Source organism: Streptosporangium sp. LJ11 (assembly GCF_051918945.1).
Classification (GTDB): domain Bacteria; phylum Actinomycetota; class Actinomycetes; order Streptosporangiales; family Streptosporangiaceae; genus Streptosporangium.
Map to the genome: position 1 here is coordinate 71,176 of NZ_JBPXMB010000030.1, position 15,443 is coordinate 86,618.

Genomic DNA, 15,443 nt, shown 5'->3' on the forward strand with positions numbered 1-15,443 from the left:
CCCGCCAGGCACGGCGGGCCCGGCGGGCCGCTCAGGCACGGCCCGCTCAGGCACGGCGGGCGACCAGGTCACGCAGGGCGGCCCGGTCGAGTTTGTCGGCCCGGCCCGAGCGGGGGAAGGCGTCGAGCGGCTCGATCCGGTCGGGCAGGGCCGCGGCGTCCACGATCTCGGGAAGCGCCCTGCGCAGCAGGCCCTCGTCGTAGCCGTCCGCGGGAACGACGGCCAGCACGACCTCCTCGTCCCCGGTCTCGGGGTCGGGGAGCCCGACGATCGCGGCCTCGGCCACCCCGGGCAGCGCCGCGACACCGGACTCGTACAGGCCCGGGTAGATGTTGACCCCGTCGCGGAGGATCATGTCCTTCTTCCGGCCGAGCAGCACCAGCCGGTCTCCCTCGAGCCGGACCAGGTCGCCGGTGGCGATCTCCCGCAGCGGCTCCTCGCCGAGATAGCGCCGGGCGAGGTGGGGGCCGGAGACGAACAGCTCGCCGTCCTCGGCGATCCGGACGCCGACGCCCGGCAGGGGCGCCCCGAGCAGATCTCCCCCGGTCTGGGCCAGCTTCTCCCGGGCGGACGCGATCGCGATGGGGAGCGCCTCGGTCATCGCGTAGACCGACAGGACCTCGGGCCCGGCCTCGATCGCCCGGCGGAGCACGCCCGGCGGGGCCGGGGCGGCGCCGAGCAGGAGGTAGCGGAGGGTCGCGGGGAGCCTGGGGGTCTCGCGCAGCAGCCTGTCCAGGTGGACCGGGACGGCGAAGGTGTGGGTGGCCCGCCGCGCGGCCAGTTCCGCGGCGAGGCCACCGCCCCCGGGCAGGGACCAGGTCGCCCCGGCGAGCAGGGCGGGGAGTCCGAGCATCAGCTGGTCGGTGTGCACGACGTCACCGGGACCCAGCGGGAACACGCTCCGGAACATCTCCAGCCCGGCCGCGAGGGACCCCCGGGTGTGCACCACCCCTCGGGGGCGTGCCGTGGTGCCCGAAGTGAAGATCACTGCCGCTGGTTGGTCCGGGTCTGTCCCGTACGCCGCCGGACCGGTCGCGGGAGCGGTCTCCCGGCGGACGGCCTCGCCGTCCCGACCGGCCGGGCCGGTGGGGCCGCCGGACGACCGGAGGATCCGGGAGAGCCGCAGCGCCCCCCGGGGAACTCCCGGCAGCCACGGGCCCGCGTACAGGTGGCGGACGGGGTGGCCGGGAAGCGGGTTCGCGAGGTCCGGAAGGAGCAGGCCCCGGCGGCGGGCCAGACTTCTGAGCGGACCGCTCAGGGTGTAGAGCAGGGACTCGCTGACCACCCACGTGGGCCGGGTCGCGGCCATCCGGGCCGCGAGCACGTCGGGCGCCAGACCGGGGTCCGCGAGGACGAGCGTCCCGCCCGCCGCCACCGCCCCCAGTGCCAGCGCCACCGCGTCGACCCCGGGCCGCACCGCGAACAGCACCCCGTCCCCCGGCCGCATCCCGGCTCCCGGACGCGTCCGGCCCTCCGCTCGCTCCCCGTTCTCCGGACCCGCCCCGGCGTCCCGCAGCGTCCGGCCCTCCACCCGCGCCCCGCCCTCCGGGCCCGCCCCGGCTCCCGGACGTCCTCGGCCCTCCGGCGCCGGCCCGCCCATCGCGTCGCGGACCGCCGACACCCGGCGGGCCAGCTCACCGTAGGTGATCTCGCGGCTCCGGCCGTCGACGATGGCGGTCCGCCCCGGCTCCCGGGCGGCGACCGCCATGATCCCGCTGACGATGTCGTTCACGCGGCACCGGCCCGGCCGACCCACAGGTGCTCGTAGGTCGGGATGAGGACCCCCCTGGCCGCGCGTCGCCGTACGACGCGAAGCGGGTGGGAGAGCAGGACCGAGGCCACCGCCCGGATCTCCGCCAGGGCCAGCGGGTAGCCGATGCAGAAGTGCGGCCCCGCGCCGAACCAGAGCCTGCGCAGCTCGGGCGGGTGGGCGCGGGAGGGGTCGAACGGGCCGTACGCCCTGGCGCAGTTGTGGGTGACGATCAGCACCCGGTCGCCGGGGCGCACCCGCGTCCCGCCGACGCGCGCCGGAGCGGCCACCGAGCGCAGCATCAGCGGGGTCGGCGTGGTGACCCGCATGGCCTCCTCGATGACCACGTCCAGGTCGCCGACCGGAGTCCGGTGGTCGTGCAGGAGGGCGACGAGCCGGGGGACGAACGTGGCGACGGTCTCGGTGCCGGTCAGGAAGAACGCCCCGGCCGCGCCCCTGGCCTCGGCCGCGGACAGCCCCTGCGCCCGCATCCGGCCCATGACCGTGGACTCGTCCCCGGCCTCGTAGGCGGCCTGCGCGATGTCCCCGATCCGGTCGAGCACCCGCCTGGCGACGGCCACCTGCCGGTCCGACAGCCGCCGCGAGCGCAACGAGACCATCGAGACGACCCGCTCCCCGTCCGCGAACAGCTCCCTGGCCCGCGCCTCGGAGACCTCGCCCAGCCCGATCACCCGGCAGATCACCGCCCCGGCCATCAGCCGCATGGCGTCCACCAGGTCGACCGTCTCGCCCCGCTCCAGGCGCGCGGAGAGATCGTCGAGCGGCCCGCGGAGCACGTCGTCCACCAGCGCGGACACGTAGCCGGTGGTGAACAGCGGCATCAGTTTCCTGCGGAGCGCGAGATGGCCGGGTCCCTCCATGTTGAGCAGCACGGAGGGGCCGAGCACGGGTGTCCACAGGTCGCCGGGGGATCCGGGGCCGTCCTTGCGGAACCGCTCGTCCATCAGCACGGCCCGCGCGACGGCGGCGTCGTTGACCACGACACCCAGCCCGGGGACGCGCACCACGGGCCCGAGCCGGGCCAGCAGCCGCATGAGCGGGTAGGCGAAGGGGTGGGCGGCCAGGTGGAGGCGGGTCTCGTGCCTCACCGGACGTCGATCACTTCGGGCCGGTAGTGGTGGTCGGCGTACCAGGCGAGGGTGCCCGCGAGACCGTAGGCCCGCAGCCTGCGCACGGAGCCGAAGACCACCACGTCGCGACGCGAGGCGTACGCGGGGGTGAGGGTACGCACCCGGTTGACCAGGGCGCGGTCCTCGTGGACCTCCTCGATCGCGGTCCTGGGGAAGCCGCCCGCGCGCTCGTAGAGGTCCGCGGTGATGGCCAGGGTGGCGCCGGGCATCATCACGTACGGGCCGCGGTAGCGCGGGTCCCTGTTGCCGGGCCGGAACCGGCCGAAGGTCGCCGCCACCTCCACCACGAACGGGATGAGGTGGCGCTCCCAGAACTTCAGCCGGAACTCGTCGGTCCGGGGCCGCAACTGCCCGCCGACCATCTCCAGCCCGTCGCCGAAGGCCCGCCGGATGTTGCGCACCCAGTCGGGGCGGGGCAGGCAGTCCGCGTCGGTCCTGGCCAGGTGGGTCGCCCCGTGCGCGATGGCGTGGCGCATGCCGGTGTCGGAGGCGGCGCCCGTGCCCTTCCTCGTCTCGACGACCACCCGGACGCCGTGCCGCCGTACGACCTCGGCGGTGCCGTCGGTGCTCGCGTTGTCCACCACGAGCAGCGTGAAGTCCCGGTCGTCCTGCTCGGCCAGCGCCCGCAGCGTCGCCTCGATGCCGGGGGCCTCGTTGTAGGCGGGGACGATCACCCAGAGGTCCATCACATCTCCGCCAGCATCACGCCGGTGCTGATCCCGCCGCCCAGCCCGAGCAGCGCCACCCGGTCACCCGGCCGCCAGCCGCCCAGCGCGAGCTGGAGCGGCAGCGTCGTCGAGGCGCAGTTGCCGTGCTCGGGCAGGCTGACCACGAGCCTGTCCTCGGGGATGTCGAGCACCTCGGCCAGGAAGCGCAGGTAGGGCATCGCCACCTGGTGCACCGCCACGATGGCGAAGTCGTCCCAGGTCAGGCCGGTGCGCTTGAGCGCGTTGAGGAAGATGTCCGGGCCGATCGCCTCGAAGGCCTCCTTCAGCCGGCGCCCGTCGCCGCGGAAGTAGGAGTACTCGGGGTCGCGGGGGTGCGCCGAACCGCCTCCGGGCAGGGTGCCGACCGCCCAGGCCGTGGAGTCGGCCGCGAAGTCGCGGTAGAAAATGCCACGTTCCATGTCGGCGGCGACCGTGACCGCGGCCCCGGTGTCCGACAGCGTGTAGCCCGCGAACGAGTCGACGAACTGCGCGCGGTCCCTGACCCGCCACCGGATCGCCCGCGACGGGATCTCACCCGAGCAGACCAGCACCTTGCGGTGCGCGCCGGTCAGGATCAGCGCCTCGGCGATCTGGATCCCGTTGAGCATGCTGTTGCAGGCGTTCTTGACGTCGAACACCGGGCACGAGAGTCCCAGCTTGGCCGCGACGATGTGCGCGGTGGCGGGCTCGACCATGTCCTGGGAGGCCGACGCGAAGACGAGCAGGTCGACGTCGGAGTGGTCGAGCTCACGGGCCGCCTCCGCGGCGAGGTCCGACGCCTGCTGGTCGTCGCGGGCCACGTGACGGCGCCGGATTCCCGTCAGCCGCTCGACGACGCCTCCGTGGGGCACGTAGCCCTCGATCCGCCGTTCGACGTCCGCGCTGGACACGGTCCGCTCCGGCAGATACGTCGCGACGCCCGTGATCCGGGCTTTCATTGATCTCCCTGAACAGCGTCAAGTCTCCCCATGCTCGCGCAATGTATCTAAAACACGGTGATTTGTCCTGATCGCGGGGAGGTGAAGCGGGCAAATGGGAGGGAGGAGAACACCAAAACGACGGAACTCACTCCGGTATGAGCCGGCCGTGAGGGGGTAGCAGGTGCCGCCATGAGCGACGTTCGAACGGGACCGGTGACCACGAAGGTCCCCGCGCGGTTGGACCGGTTGCCATGGTCACGGTGGCACTGGATGGTCGTCATCGGACTCGGCACCGTCTGGATCCTCGACGGTCTCGAAGTGACGATCGTCGGAAACCTCTCCGCCCAGCTGGCCAAGGAGGGCAGCGGCCTGGCGATCACCCAGGCCCAGGTCGCGGGTACCGCCGCCGCCCTCTACGTGGCCGGAGCGTGCTTGGGGGCGCTGTTCTTCGGCTGGCTCACCGACAGGTTCGGCCGCAAGAAGATGTTCATCATCACGATGGTCGTCTACCTGGTCGCCACCGCCGCGACGGCGTTCTCGTTCTCCGCCTGGTGGTTCTTCCTGTTCCGGTTCCTGACCGGGTTCGGCATCGGCGGCGAGTACGCCGCCATCAACTCGGCCATCGACGAGCTCATCCCGAGCCGGCACCGGGGCAGGATCGACATCATCATCAACGGCAGCTTCTGGCTCGGCGCCGCGGGCGGCGCGCTGCTGACGGTGCCGCTGCTCAACAACCTGCCGCTGAACATCGGCTGGCGCGTCGCGTTCGGCATGGGCGTGGTGCTCGGCCTGGCCATCCTGCTGGTGCGCAGGAACGTGCCGGAAAGTCCACGCTGGCTGTTCATCCACGGCCGTGACGAGGAGGCCGAGGGGCTGGTCGACGGGGTGGAGAAGCAGATCGAGCGGGAGAAGGGCGTCAAGCTCGACGAGCCCGAGCGGTCGATGACCATCCACCAGCGCAAGTCCATCGGGTTCGGCCGGATCGCGCACACCATGGTCGCCCGCTATCCCAAGCGCACCGTCCTCGGCCTGTCGCTCTTCATCGGCCAGGCGTTCCTCTACAACGCCGTCACCTTCGGGTACGCGCAGATCCTGTCGACCTTCTTCGGCATCGAGACCGAGACCGGCTACTACTTCGCCGTCATCGCGATCGGCAACTTCCTCGGTCCGCTCCTGCTCGGGCGGTTCTTCGACACGATCGGCCGCATCCCGATGATCTCCGGCACCTACATCCTGTCCGGGGTGCTCCTTTTCGGCACGGCCTGGCTGTTCAACCAGGAGGTGCTGACCGCGACCACGCTCACCGCCTGCTGGTGCGTCGTGCTCTTCTTCGCCTCCGCCGGGGCGAGCTCGGCCTACCTGACCGTCAGCGAGATCTTCCCGATGGAGACCCGGGCCATGGCGATCGCGTTCTTCTACGCGATCGGCACCTTCGTCGGCGGCGTGTCCGGGCCACTGATCTTCGCCGGCCTCGTCGAGAGCGGCAGGCCCGGTGACACCGCGCTGGCCTTCTGCATCGGCGCGACTCTCATGGTCGCCGCCGGGCTGGTGGAGCTCTTCCTCGGGGTCAAGGCCGAGGGCAGGGGCCTGGAGGACATCGCCGAGCCACTGAGCACCGCGGCCGACTGAGGACCGTCTCCGACCGAGGACCGTCTCCGCCTGAGCACCGCGGTCGGCTGAGGATCGCGGCCGGCTGAGGGACGCTGCTCTGTCGGGGGAGTTTGGCGGCTCTCTGTCGCGGCAGAGGGCCACATAAGATCATTTTTCGTGATCGACCGGATTGACCGTGATCGACCTCGCCGGGCTGAACACCGTCACCCGCACCGTGATTCTGCTGGAGGTATGCATGCGTGGTACAGCTCGTGCGTTCGCCATGACCACCGCGGCCCTCGCCCTCGGGCTGACCGCCTGTAGCGCGGGCGGGCCGGTCGACGGCCGGCCGGTCGCGCAGTCCGTCCCCAAGGCCGGTGAGGAGACCGGGAAACCCGGGAAGCCGGCCGGACCCGTCACCCTGAAGTACTGGACCTTCGCCCCGCCCGCGGCCGCGCTGAAGAGGGCGATCACCGCGTTCGAGCGGGCGAACCCCGGCATCGAGGTCGAGCTGCGCACCTTCGACGAGGCCGACTACCGCAAGCGGCTGCCCAAGGCGCTCGACGGTGACGAGGCACTCGACGTCGTCGGCGTCCAGGTCCCGACGATGACCCGCGCGATCGCCGACCGGCTTCGCCCGGTCGACGACTGGAAGGACAAGGTCTCCGGCGGCTGGGTCGAGGAGCTCGACGAGAGCGCGGTGGAGCAGACGAGGAAGGCCGCCAAGAACGGCGAGCTCTACTCCGTCCCGATGGGGTCCAGCGGCGGCGCGGTCATGTACTACAACGCCAACCTCCTGTTCGAGCTCGGGGAGTCCTTCCCCGAGACGGCCGCCGATCTGGAGTCCATCGTCATGCGGGTCAAGAAGGAGATCCCCGGCCTCCGGCCGGTCGTCTTCTCCGGGGAGCCGCGCCGGCAGGAGGAACTGCTGTTCACCATCGCGGGCCAGACCCAGCCGACCCTCTCCGACGACCTGCTGGCCGGTGACAAGCCGTGGAACGGCCCCGAGACGGTCTCGGCCCTGACGGCCTACAGATCGTTGTTCGACCGGGGCGTGCTGGCGAGGTCGGCGCTGACCCTCGAGGGCGACCGCCCGGCCGAGCTCTTCCGCGCCGGCAAGGCCCTGTTCCTGGTGGACGGCTCGGACCGGAGCCCCATGCTGTCCGCGTCCTACCGCGAGACCACGAAGGCCTCCGTCAAGAAGGTCGGCGCGGGTCCCTTCCCGACCATCCTGCCCGGTGCCGAGCCCGCCGTCCGCAGCACGGTCGAAGTGGGCCTGGCCGTCCCCAGGAGTTCCAAGCACGTGGCCGAGGCGGCCACGCTGATCGAGTTCCTGACCGCGGGCGAGGGCGTCTCCGGCTGGGCCGGAGACCTGACGATGGTCCCCTCCCGCGAGGACTTCCGGATGAACTCGTCCGCCTTCGCCACCCCGGAGGGCAAGGACGGCTACGCCGCGATCCAGGACCTCATCAGGGACGGCGGTTCCCTGAACGTCCCCGACGAGGTCTTCCTGGAGCGCGCCGAGGGTGATGTCATCCTCGATGTCGCCCATGGCCGGACCACCGCGAAGAAGGCGGCCGACCGCCTGCAGAAGGAATGGGCCCGCGGCCAGTGACGGTTTCCCGGTACGGCCGGCGACGGCCTCTCTTCCGTGGCTCTCCCGCAGTGGCCGGATCAGGCGTCCACGAGCCGGAAGGTGCGGCGGTAGGCCATCGGTGAGACACCGATGGCCACCTGCAGGTGCTGGCGGAGCGAGGCGGCGGTGCCGAACCCCGAGCGCAGGGCGACGCCGTCCACCGGCAGGTCGCTGGTCTCCAGGAGCCGCCGGGCCAGCTCGATCCGCTGCAGGATGAGCCACTGCCCCGGGCTGAGGCCCATCTCGTCGCGGAAACGCCGGGTGAAGGTACGGCGGCTCATCCGGGCGTGGGCGGCGAGCTCGCTGAGGGGGAGCGGCTCGTGCAGCCGCTCCAGCGCCCAGGCCCTGGTCGCCGCGGTCGTCGCGGCGGTCGGGGCGGGAAGCGGGTGCTCGATGAACTGGGCCTGGCCGCCGTCGCGCCACGGAGGGACGACGCATCGCCTGGCCACGCGGTTGGCCACCTCGGTGCCGTGGTCACGCCGGACGATGTGCAGGCAGAGATCGATTCCCGCGGCCACCCCGGCCGAGGTGAGCACGTCCCCGTCGTCCACGAACAGCACGCTCGGGTTCACCTTGACCTTGGGGAACAGCTTCTGGAAGTGGTCGGCGCTGCTCCAGTGGGTGGTCGCGGGACGACCGTCGAGCAGCCCGGCCGCCGCGAGCACGTAGGCGGCGGTGCAGATCGAGACCAGGCGGGTGCCCGGCCGGATACGCGCGATCGCCGCGGCCAGGGGCTCGGGGAGCCGTCCCTCGCCGGAGGTCGTGCCGAGGGCGTGGGTGGCCGGGATCACCACGGTGTCCGCGCCCTCCAGGGCCTCCGCCCCGTGCTCCACCGCGATCGAGAAGTCGGCGTCGGTGCGTACGGGGGCGCCGTCGACGGTGCAGGTGAGCACCTCGTAGAGCGGTCTGCCGTCCGGGCCCTCGGCGCCGCCGAAGATGCGCGGCGGGATGCCCAGCTCGAAGGGGATCACACCGTCCAGGGCGAGCGTGACGATCCTGTGCATGGCCCGATTCTTACACATGAAAGATAAAGGCCATCTTCGTCAGGACCGCCTTCCGCGGGTCGTCGCGGTGTGTCCGCCCCCGCCGTGCGGCGGGCTCAGGAGTGGGTCGCGGTCGACAGCGGCAGGCGGAGGACGAGCCGGGCGCCGCGGCCGGTGGTGCTGTCGGCGGCGTAGAGCCGGCCGTAGTGCGCCACGGCGATGTCCCTGGCGATGGGCAGGCCCAGGCCGGTTCCCCCGGCGTCGCGGCTGCGCGCCGGGTCCAGGCGGGTGAACCGCTGGAAGACCCGCTCCCGCTCTTCCGCAGGGATGCCGAGCCCGTCGTCGGTGACCTCCAGAACGGCCTCGCCCCGCTCGCTCCGGACCCGGACCCGCACCTCGCTCACCGCGTGCCGGTCGGCGTTGGCCAGCAGGTTGGTCAGCAGCCGGCCCAGCTGGAGCCTGCTGCCCCACACCATGACGCCGGGGTCGCGCTCCAGCAGCAGCTCGTGCCGGGACGAATGGCGCTTCACCTCGCAGGTGACCAGCTCGGCGAGGTCGACCGGCTCCGGCGGGCCTGGTACGCCGGCGTTGAGGCGGGCGAGCAGCAGCAGGTCCTCGATGATGGCCTGGAGCCGTTCCACGTCCGCCAGCGTGGAGCGCATCGTCTCCACCGGGTTCTCCGCCTCGGGATCGGAGATCGCCAGTTCGAGTTTGGTGCGCAGCCCGGTCAGGGGGGTGCGAAGTTCGTGGGAGGCGTCGGAGGCGAAGCGGCGCTGGTTCTCCACGGCCCGCTCCAGCCTTTCGAGGGTCGCGTTGATGGTCTCGGTGAGCTGCGCCATCTCGTCCCCGGAGGCGGGAACGGGCATCCGGCGGCTGAGGTCGGAGGCGGTGATCTCGGCCATCTCGGCACGGATCCGTCCCACCGGCGCGAGCGTACGGCCGGCGAGATGCCAGGCGCCCCAGCCGAGCAGCGCGAGAAGCCCCAGGGAGAAGAGTGCCAGCGCGATCTCAAGGGAGTTGGTGCGGAGGACCGGGGGCTCCGGTGCCGCCGCGTAGACCATGACGTCGCCGTAGACGGTGTGGGCCATCCGGAGACCCACGGTGATGTAGCACTCCCGTTTCACCGCCGAGGAGCCCACGCACGACGTCCCGTCCACGCGGATGTCGCCGCCGACCGGGCGCATCCGGCTGATCGGGGGCGAGCCGAGCATGGCGGGACTGGCGGCGACCACCCGGCCGTCGTTCGCGACGACCTGGATGCGGTCGATGCGGTTGATCGGGAGGATGACGGTGTTCGGGCGTCCCCTCTGGATGTCCAGGCCCGTCTTCCTGGCCGCCACGGCCGTCGCGCCGACGAGGTCGGCCACCAGCCTGTTCTGCGCGATCTGCCACGTCGCGAACGCGCCCGTTCCCAGGGCCAGGGCGAACACGACGATCGCTATGAGGGTCACCCGACCCCGGATCGAACGCGGACGTCGCAATACGTATACCCCCCAAAAAAGCGGCTTTCCTTCCCTAAAGACGCTTTTAACCATTTATAGGTGGCAAGTATTAATCCCGAAGCAAAACGCGGCCAAGTTCTCATGCCCGTTCGGCGGCGAAGGCAATGGTTTCCACGAGCCCGGGGCCGGGAAGGTACCGTCGCGGCCTCCGGCCCCGCGGCAGGACGCCCGTTCCCCCGCTGGTCGCCGCGAAGTCTCCCGGCAGGACGATCAGGCGCCGGCGCACGAGTCGTGGGTCGCGTCGAATCCCTTCAGGCTCTCGTTGTCGTCGCGGGGAAGCGGCTTCAGACCTTTCCAGTCGTCGCCGATCGTCAGGACGAGCCTGCCCGTGGTCGCCCGGCGGACGGGCAGCGGCCTGGCGGCGAGCAGGTCGCGGCTGAGGGTGGGCGCCTTGGCGGCGCCGTTCGGCGAGTAGGCGATCGTGGTCGTCGGGTACGGCTTGCGCGACGCGTCGCCGATCCTGGCGACGTGGTAGCCGCGCTCCTCCAGCTGGACGGCCACCAGGGTGGCCAGGCCGGATCGCAGGGTCCCGTTGCGCACCTCGACCTGGATCTTCGACCGGGGCACCCTGCTCTGGCCGCCCTTGACCCCGGAGCCGCTGATCGCCCGGTCCGTCGCGACGATCTTGAACAGCCTGCCGCTCTGCGGCTGGACCCACTCCACCCGGCCGGGGTGGACCAGCGAGTAGCGCCACGGGGTGGTGATGAAGTGGATCTGCCCCGCGGCGAGCCCCTGCGCGCTGGTCGCCAGGTCCCGCATGACGCCCGGAGTGAGGCCGGGATCGGTGGTGACCGACTTCGTCGCCGCGTCGAGGAAGCCGAAGAGCCGGGTGGGGTCGGTGAGCGTCTCGCCGCTCATGACCTTCTTGACCATGGAGGCGATGAACATCTGCTGGCGCTGGATGCGCCCGATGTCCGATCCGTCGCCCAGGCTGTAGCGGGCCCGGACGTAGCCCAGGGCCTGCTCGCCCCCGAGGTTCTGGCGCCCGGCGGCCAGGTGGAGCAGGGCCTTCTTGTCGTTGATCGCCTCCGGTACGCAGACCTCCACGCCGCCGACCGCGTCGACCATGCCCTTGAAGCCGGTGAAGTCGACCTTCACGAAGTGGTCGATGTGGATGCCGGTGAGCGACTCGACGGTCTTCCAGGTGCAGGTGATGCCGCCGGAGTTGAACGACTCGTTGATCATGCCCACGTGCGGTCGCTGCCCGGGCAGCCCCTGCTTGGCCCGGCAGGCGGGAAGCTGGACCATCGAGTCGCGCGGGAAGCTGACGACCATCGCGTTGTCCCGCTTCGGCGAGATGTGCGCGAGCATGATCGTGTCGGTCCGCTCGCCCGCCACCCGGCCGTACCGCGCGTTCTTGCCGCCCCGCTGGTCCGAGCCGACGACCAGGACGTTCATCGCCTTGCCCGCCGCCTTGACCGGGCGCCGCCCGAGGTCCTCCGCCGAGACCTCGACGTGCTTGACGTTGCCGCTCAGCTTGACGTACGCGCCGGCCACCGTCCCCGCGGCCACGAGCACCACGGCGGTGACGGCGGCCACCAGCCACCACAACCACCTGCGGCCCGGCCGCCACGAGCGCCGGGCGGGCGGTGCCGGCGGCTCGGGGGGCGGTTCGGGGAACGCGTCGATCAACCCGCTGCTCACGTGACTCCCGGGGGGGAAAGCGGCCACGGCGTGCGCCCGTGACCGAGGAGCCGTATTCCGGCCGTCGCAGAGTTTACTAACCTCCCGGTACGGCTGGTCCGGGGCGGGTCTGCCCTGCGTGAGGGTACATACACCTGTCCTGTGTGGAGGTACGCATCCCTGTTACGATCCGCCGGTGATTATCCGTCACGGGTATCTCGGCGACGTACCGGCCGTTCTGGCGATGTTCGACGGCGCGGTGGCGTGGCTGTCCTCCCTGGGCCGCACCGGCCAGTGGGGCAGCGAACCGTTCTCCCTCAACGCGGCCCGCGTCGAGGGGATCACCGCGTGGGCGATGTCCGGCGGGATGCGCATCGCCGAACTCGACGGCCGGCCCGCGGGCTGCCTGGTGGTGGGGACCGCGATGCCCTACGTCCCTCCCGCCTCCGAGCCGGAACTGTACGTCCAGGGGCTGGTCGTCGACCGGAGGCACCACGGCCGGGGGGTCGGGGCCGTCCTGCTGGAGCGCGCCCGCGCGGAGGCCGCCTGGCTGGGGGTCGCGCTGGTGCGGGTCGACTGCTACGCCGGCGACGACGGCCGGCTGGTGGCGTACTACGAGAGCCGGGGCTTCACCAGGACCGAGAGTTTCAAGGTCGGAGACTGGCCGGGCCAGATCCTGGAGGCGAGGCTTCCCGCCGCCACGGGCTGAACGATCCGCGCCGGGCGGCCCGTGCTACGCGGCCCGTGCCGAGCGGTGCCGTGCCGCGTGGCCCGTGTCGAGCGGGTCGTGCCGGGAGCGGTCACGCGGCGGGGCGTCACGTGTCGATTCACCGGGGCACGTCACGCGCGCGAAATCTTGGTACGAGAGTATTGCCGGAGATTTGCCGCTGCTTGGGGGATTTGTGGTTGGCGCTCTCGATCACCGCTATCGCGGTGAGCACCCGGTCCGCACGCTCGCCTACCTTTTCCGGGAGGACCGTCTCAGGCTGTTCGCGGGGATGCTCGCCTTCCTGGTCAAGCACAGCCCGACCTGGCTGTTGCCGCTGATCACCGCCAACGTCGTCGACATCGTGGTCACCCGCGCCCCGATCGCCCACCTGTGGGTCAACGCGGGTGTGCTGCTCGCCCTGCTGCTCCTCAACTACCCCCTCCACCTGCTCTACGTCCGCTGCACGCACGGCGCCATCCGCCGGATGGGGACGAACCTGCGTTCCGCGCTCTGCCGCCGCATGCAGCAACTCTCCATCGGCTACCACGCGCGGGTCAGCGCCGCCGTACTCCAGACCAAGGTCATCCGGGACGTCGAGAGCGTGGAGCAGACCAGCCAGCAGGCGGCCGACATGGGACTGTCCGCGCTCACCATGCTGGCCGGGGGTCTGGTGGTGATCGCCGTGCAGGTGCCCGCCGCGATCCCCGTCTTCCTGGTGGTCGTACCCGCCGCGGCCCTGCTCGTGATGCACATGCGCACCCGGCTGCGCGACGACAACGAGAGCTTCCGCCGCGAGGTCGAGCAGCTGTCCAGCCGGGTCAGCGAGATGACCACGCTCATCCCGATCACCCGCGCGCACGGCCTGGAGCAGGACGCCCTGCACCGCGTCGACGGCACGCTGACCAAGGTCCTGCGCAAGGGTCTCCGGCTCGACCTGCTCAACGGCAGCTTCGGCTCGCTGGCCTGGATCCTGCTCAACGCGCTCGGCGTCGCCTTCCTCACCGGTTCCGCGCTCGTCGCCTACTACCAGGTCATCCCCATCACCGCGGGCGACGTGGTCATGCTCACGAGTTTCTTCGCCACCCTCACCGCCGCCGTCACCTCCCTGCTCACCCTCACTCCGATGATCAGCAAGGGGCTGGCGTCCGTACGGTCCATCGGGGAGGTGCTCCAGGCGCCGGACCTGGAGCACAACGCGGGCAAGGAGGAGGTCGCCTCCGTCCGCGGCGAGATCGCGTTCCGCGACGTCGGGTTCTCCTACGGCGAGGAGGCCGCGATCACCGGGTTCGACCTCACGGTGACCCCCGGCGAGACGATCGCGCTGGTCGGCCCCTCGGGAGCCGGTAAGTCGACCGTGCTCAACCTCGTCATCGGTTTCCTTCGGCCCACCTCCGGCCGGATCCTGCTGGACGGGCGCGACATGGAGACGCTGGACCTGCGGACCTACCGCAGGTTCCTGTCCGTCGTGCCGCAGGAGTCGATCCTGTTCGAGGGCAGCATCAGGGAGAACGTCACCTACGGCATGGCCGACGTCTCCGAGGAGCGGGTACGGCGGGCGCTCAGGGACGCCAACGCGCTGGAGTTCATCGACCGGTTCCCCGACGGCCTCGACACGGTCGTCGGGGAGCGGGGCGCCCGGCTGTCGGGCGGGCAGCGCCAGCGCCTGGCCATCGCCCGCGCCCTGATCCGCGACCCGCGCGTGCTGATCCTGGACGAGGCCACCTCCGCCCTGGACACCCGCTCCGAGGCGCTCATCCAGGAGGCGCTGACCCGCCTGGTCGCCGGGCGTACGGTCCTCGTCGTCGCCCACAGGCTGTCGACCATCCGAGGCGCCGACCGCATCGTGGTCATGCGCGACGGCGGGATCGAGGAGGTGGGCACCCACGAGGAGCTGATGCGGCTGCGCGGCGCCTACGCCGGACTGCAGGGCGCCCAGCTCGCCTGAAGGAGGTCCCAGGCCGGGTTCCCAGGCTGATTTCTCCGACCGAGGAAGCCTCGGAAGCCGGAGACGCGAGGAGGGTGCGGGACCCGTTCCCACGGATCCCGCACCCTCCTGTCCTGCCGGGTGGACTCAGCCCGCGGTGCCCGTCGAGGCCGGGTAGATGCGGAGCCAGTCGACCTCCATCCACGCCTCTCCCGAGCTGCCCTGGCCGGGGAACCAGTCCAGCTGCAGGCAGACCGACATCGAGCTGCGGGTGGCGTTGCCGGAGCGGAACCACTCCTGCCCGTCGATGTAGCCGACGACGCTGTCGGGGGTGACCTCCACGGCGTAGGTGTGCCAGGTGGTCATGTCGATGTTGGCGTGGGCCTGCTCCTGCCCCTGAGGGGTGTGCAGGAAGAAGTTCGGCCGCTGCCTCTGCGGATCGTCGATGACCTCGAGGAAGTCGATCTCCTCACCGGTGGAGCTCCGCACGTTGCCGCCGCCCTCCTTCGGCCACAGCAGGGCGACGGGGTGGTACGACCCGGCGCCCGGGTACAGGCGGATACGCGTCTCCCAGCGCCCGTAGGCCTGGTCGTGACGGGCGGCCAGACCGGCCGTGGTCCCGTCCTCGCGGCCGTACAGGTAGAGCGCCCCGTTGCCGAGGTAGAGCTGCTGCGGGGAGCGGCGGCCGTTGCCGGCGTGCCCGGCCGAGTCGTAGAACACCCAGTCGGACTCGTCGAGGTAGTCGTCGAACTCCGCGCACCAGGACGGTGCGCCCCAGTTGAGGGCTTGCGCGGCGCTGGCCTCGCCGGTGGCGGCGGGGGCGCAGGGTGCCGCCGAGACCACCTCTCCCTGGGCCGCGCTGAGAGTGCTCACCGTCAGCGCGGCCACCATGCTGAGTACGGCCACCCGCACGTGGGATCTGGTGATCATGATTACTCCTCCCAGGAT

The 15,443-nt window shown here is 71.5% G+C and carries 12 protein-coding genes; 4 read left to right on the forward strand and 8 right to left on the reverse strand.

The window, feature by feature from the left end; all coding sequences use genetic code 11:
* Positions 1–46: 46 nt before the first annotated feature.
* Genes ACTOQ3_RS35610 through ACTOQ3_RS35625 form a run of 4 tightly spaced genes read right to left on the reverse strand, consistent with a single transcriptional unit; the run spans position 47 to position 4,546 of the window.
* Positions 47–1,732 carry an AMP-binding protein gene (locus ACTOQ3_RS35610; protein ID WP_440087865.1) on the reverse strand — a complete coding sequence of 562 codons (1,686 nt, stop codon included), beginning with the start codon at positions 1,730–1,732 and terminating at the stop codon, positions 47–49.
* Positions 1,729–2,859 (reverse strand): cytochrome P450, encoded by a 1,131-nt coding sequence (locus ACTOQ3_RS35615; protein ID WP_440087866.1) that lies wholly within the window; start codon positions 2,857–2,859, stop codon positions 1,729–1,731. The genes ACTOQ3_RS35610 and ACTOQ3_RS35615 overlap by 4 nt, the downstream gene beginning before the upstream one ends.
* On the reverse strand, positions 2,856–3,587 hold the full coding sequence (locus ACTOQ3_RS35620) for a glycosyltransferase (protein ID WP_440087867.1): 732 nt from the start codon (positions 3,585–3,587) through the stop codon (positions 2,856–2,858). Before ACTOQ3_RS35620 ends, ACTOQ3_RS35615 begins: the two co-directional genes overlap by 4 nt.
* Positions 3,587–4,546 (reverse strand): 3-oxoacyl-ACP synthase III family protein, encoded by a 960-nt coding sequence (locus ACTOQ3_RS35625; protein ID WP_440087868.1) that lies wholly within the window; start codon positions 4,544–4,546, stop codon positions 3,587–3,589. The genes ACTOQ3_RS35620 and ACTOQ3_RS35625 overlap by 1 nt, the downstream gene beginning before the upstream one ends.
* 171 nt (positions 4,547–4,717) lie before the next feature.
* Between ACTOQ3_RS35625 and ACTOQ3_RS35630 the strand changes: the two genes are divergently transcribed.
* Positions 4,718–6,157, forward strand: a complete 1,440-nt coding sequence (locus tag ACTOQ3_RS35630) for an MFS transporter (protein ID WP_440087869.1) — start codon at positions 4,718–4,720, stop codon at positions 6,155–6,157.
* A 157-nt stretch (positions 6,158–6,314) separates the two neighbouring features.
* On the forward strand, positions 6,315–7,733 hold the full coding sequence (locus tag ACTOQ3_RS35635) for an ABC transporter substrate-binding protein (protein ID WP_440087871.1): 1,419 nt from the start codon (positions 6,315–6,317) through the stop codon (positions 7,731–7,733).
* A 59-nt stretch (positions 7,734–7,792) separates the two neighbouring features.
* Here ACTOQ3_RS35635 and ACTOQ3_RS35640 read toward each other — a convergent pair whose 3' ends face one another.
* The 3 genes from ACTOQ3_RS35640 to ACTOQ3_RS35650 all read right to left on the reverse strand — a co-directional run bounded on the left by ACTOQ3_RS35640 (position 7,793) and on the right by ACTOQ3_RS35650 (position 11,883).
* Positions 7,793–8,758: a GlxA family transcriptional regulator gene (locus ACTOQ3_RS35640; protein ID WP_440087872.1), complete on the reverse strand. Its 966-nt coding sequence runs from the start codon at positions 8,756–8,758 to the stop codon at positions 7,793–7,795.
* Positions 8,759–8,853: 95 nt separating this feature from the next.
* Positions 8,854–10,188 (reverse strand): sensor histidine kinase, encoded by a 1,335-nt coding sequence (locus ACTOQ3_RS35645; protein WP_440087873.1) that lies wholly within the window; start codon positions 10,186–10,188, stop codon positions 8,854–8,856.
* Between the two features lie 261 nt (positions 10,189–10,449).
* A complete protein-coding gene (locus ACTOQ3_RS35650) occupies positions 10,450–11,883 on the reverse strand; it encodes an LCP family protein (protein WP_440087874.1) in 1,434 nt (477 codons plus the stop codon).
* A gap of 175 nt (positions 11,884–12,058) precedes the next feature.
* Here ACTOQ3_RS35650 and ACTOQ3_RS35655 point away from each other — a divergent pair, with 175 nt between their 5' ends.
* Together ACTOQ3_RS35655 and ACTOQ3_RS35660 are read left to right on the forward strand one after the other, a co-directional pair.
* Positions 12,059–12,571 carry a GNAT family N-acetyltransferase gene (locus ACTOQ3_RS35655; RefSeq protein ID WP_440087875.1) on the forward strand — a complete coding sequence of 171 codons (513 nt, stop codon included), beginning with the start codon at positions 12,059–12,061 and terminating at the stop codon, positions 12,569–12,571.
* Positions 12,572–12,764: 193 nt separating this feature from the next.
* Positions 12,765–14,516, forward strand: a complete 1,752-nt coding sequence (locus ACTOQ3_RS35660) for an ABC transporter ATP-binding protein (protein WP_440087876.1) — start codon at positions 12,765–12,767, stop codon at positions 14,514–14,516.
* Positions 14,517–14,642: 126 nt separating this feature from the next.
* Here the strand turns inward: ACTOQ3_RS35660 and ACTOQ3_RS35665 are convergent, their stop codons facing one another.
* Positions 14,643–15,425, reverse strand: coding sequence for a glycoside hydrolase family 16 protein (locus ACTOQ3_RS35665; RefSeq protein WP_440070587.1), 783 nt, complete (start codon positions 15,423–15,425; stop codon positions 14,643–14,645).
* Positions 15,426–15,443 lie beyond the last annotated feature (18 nt).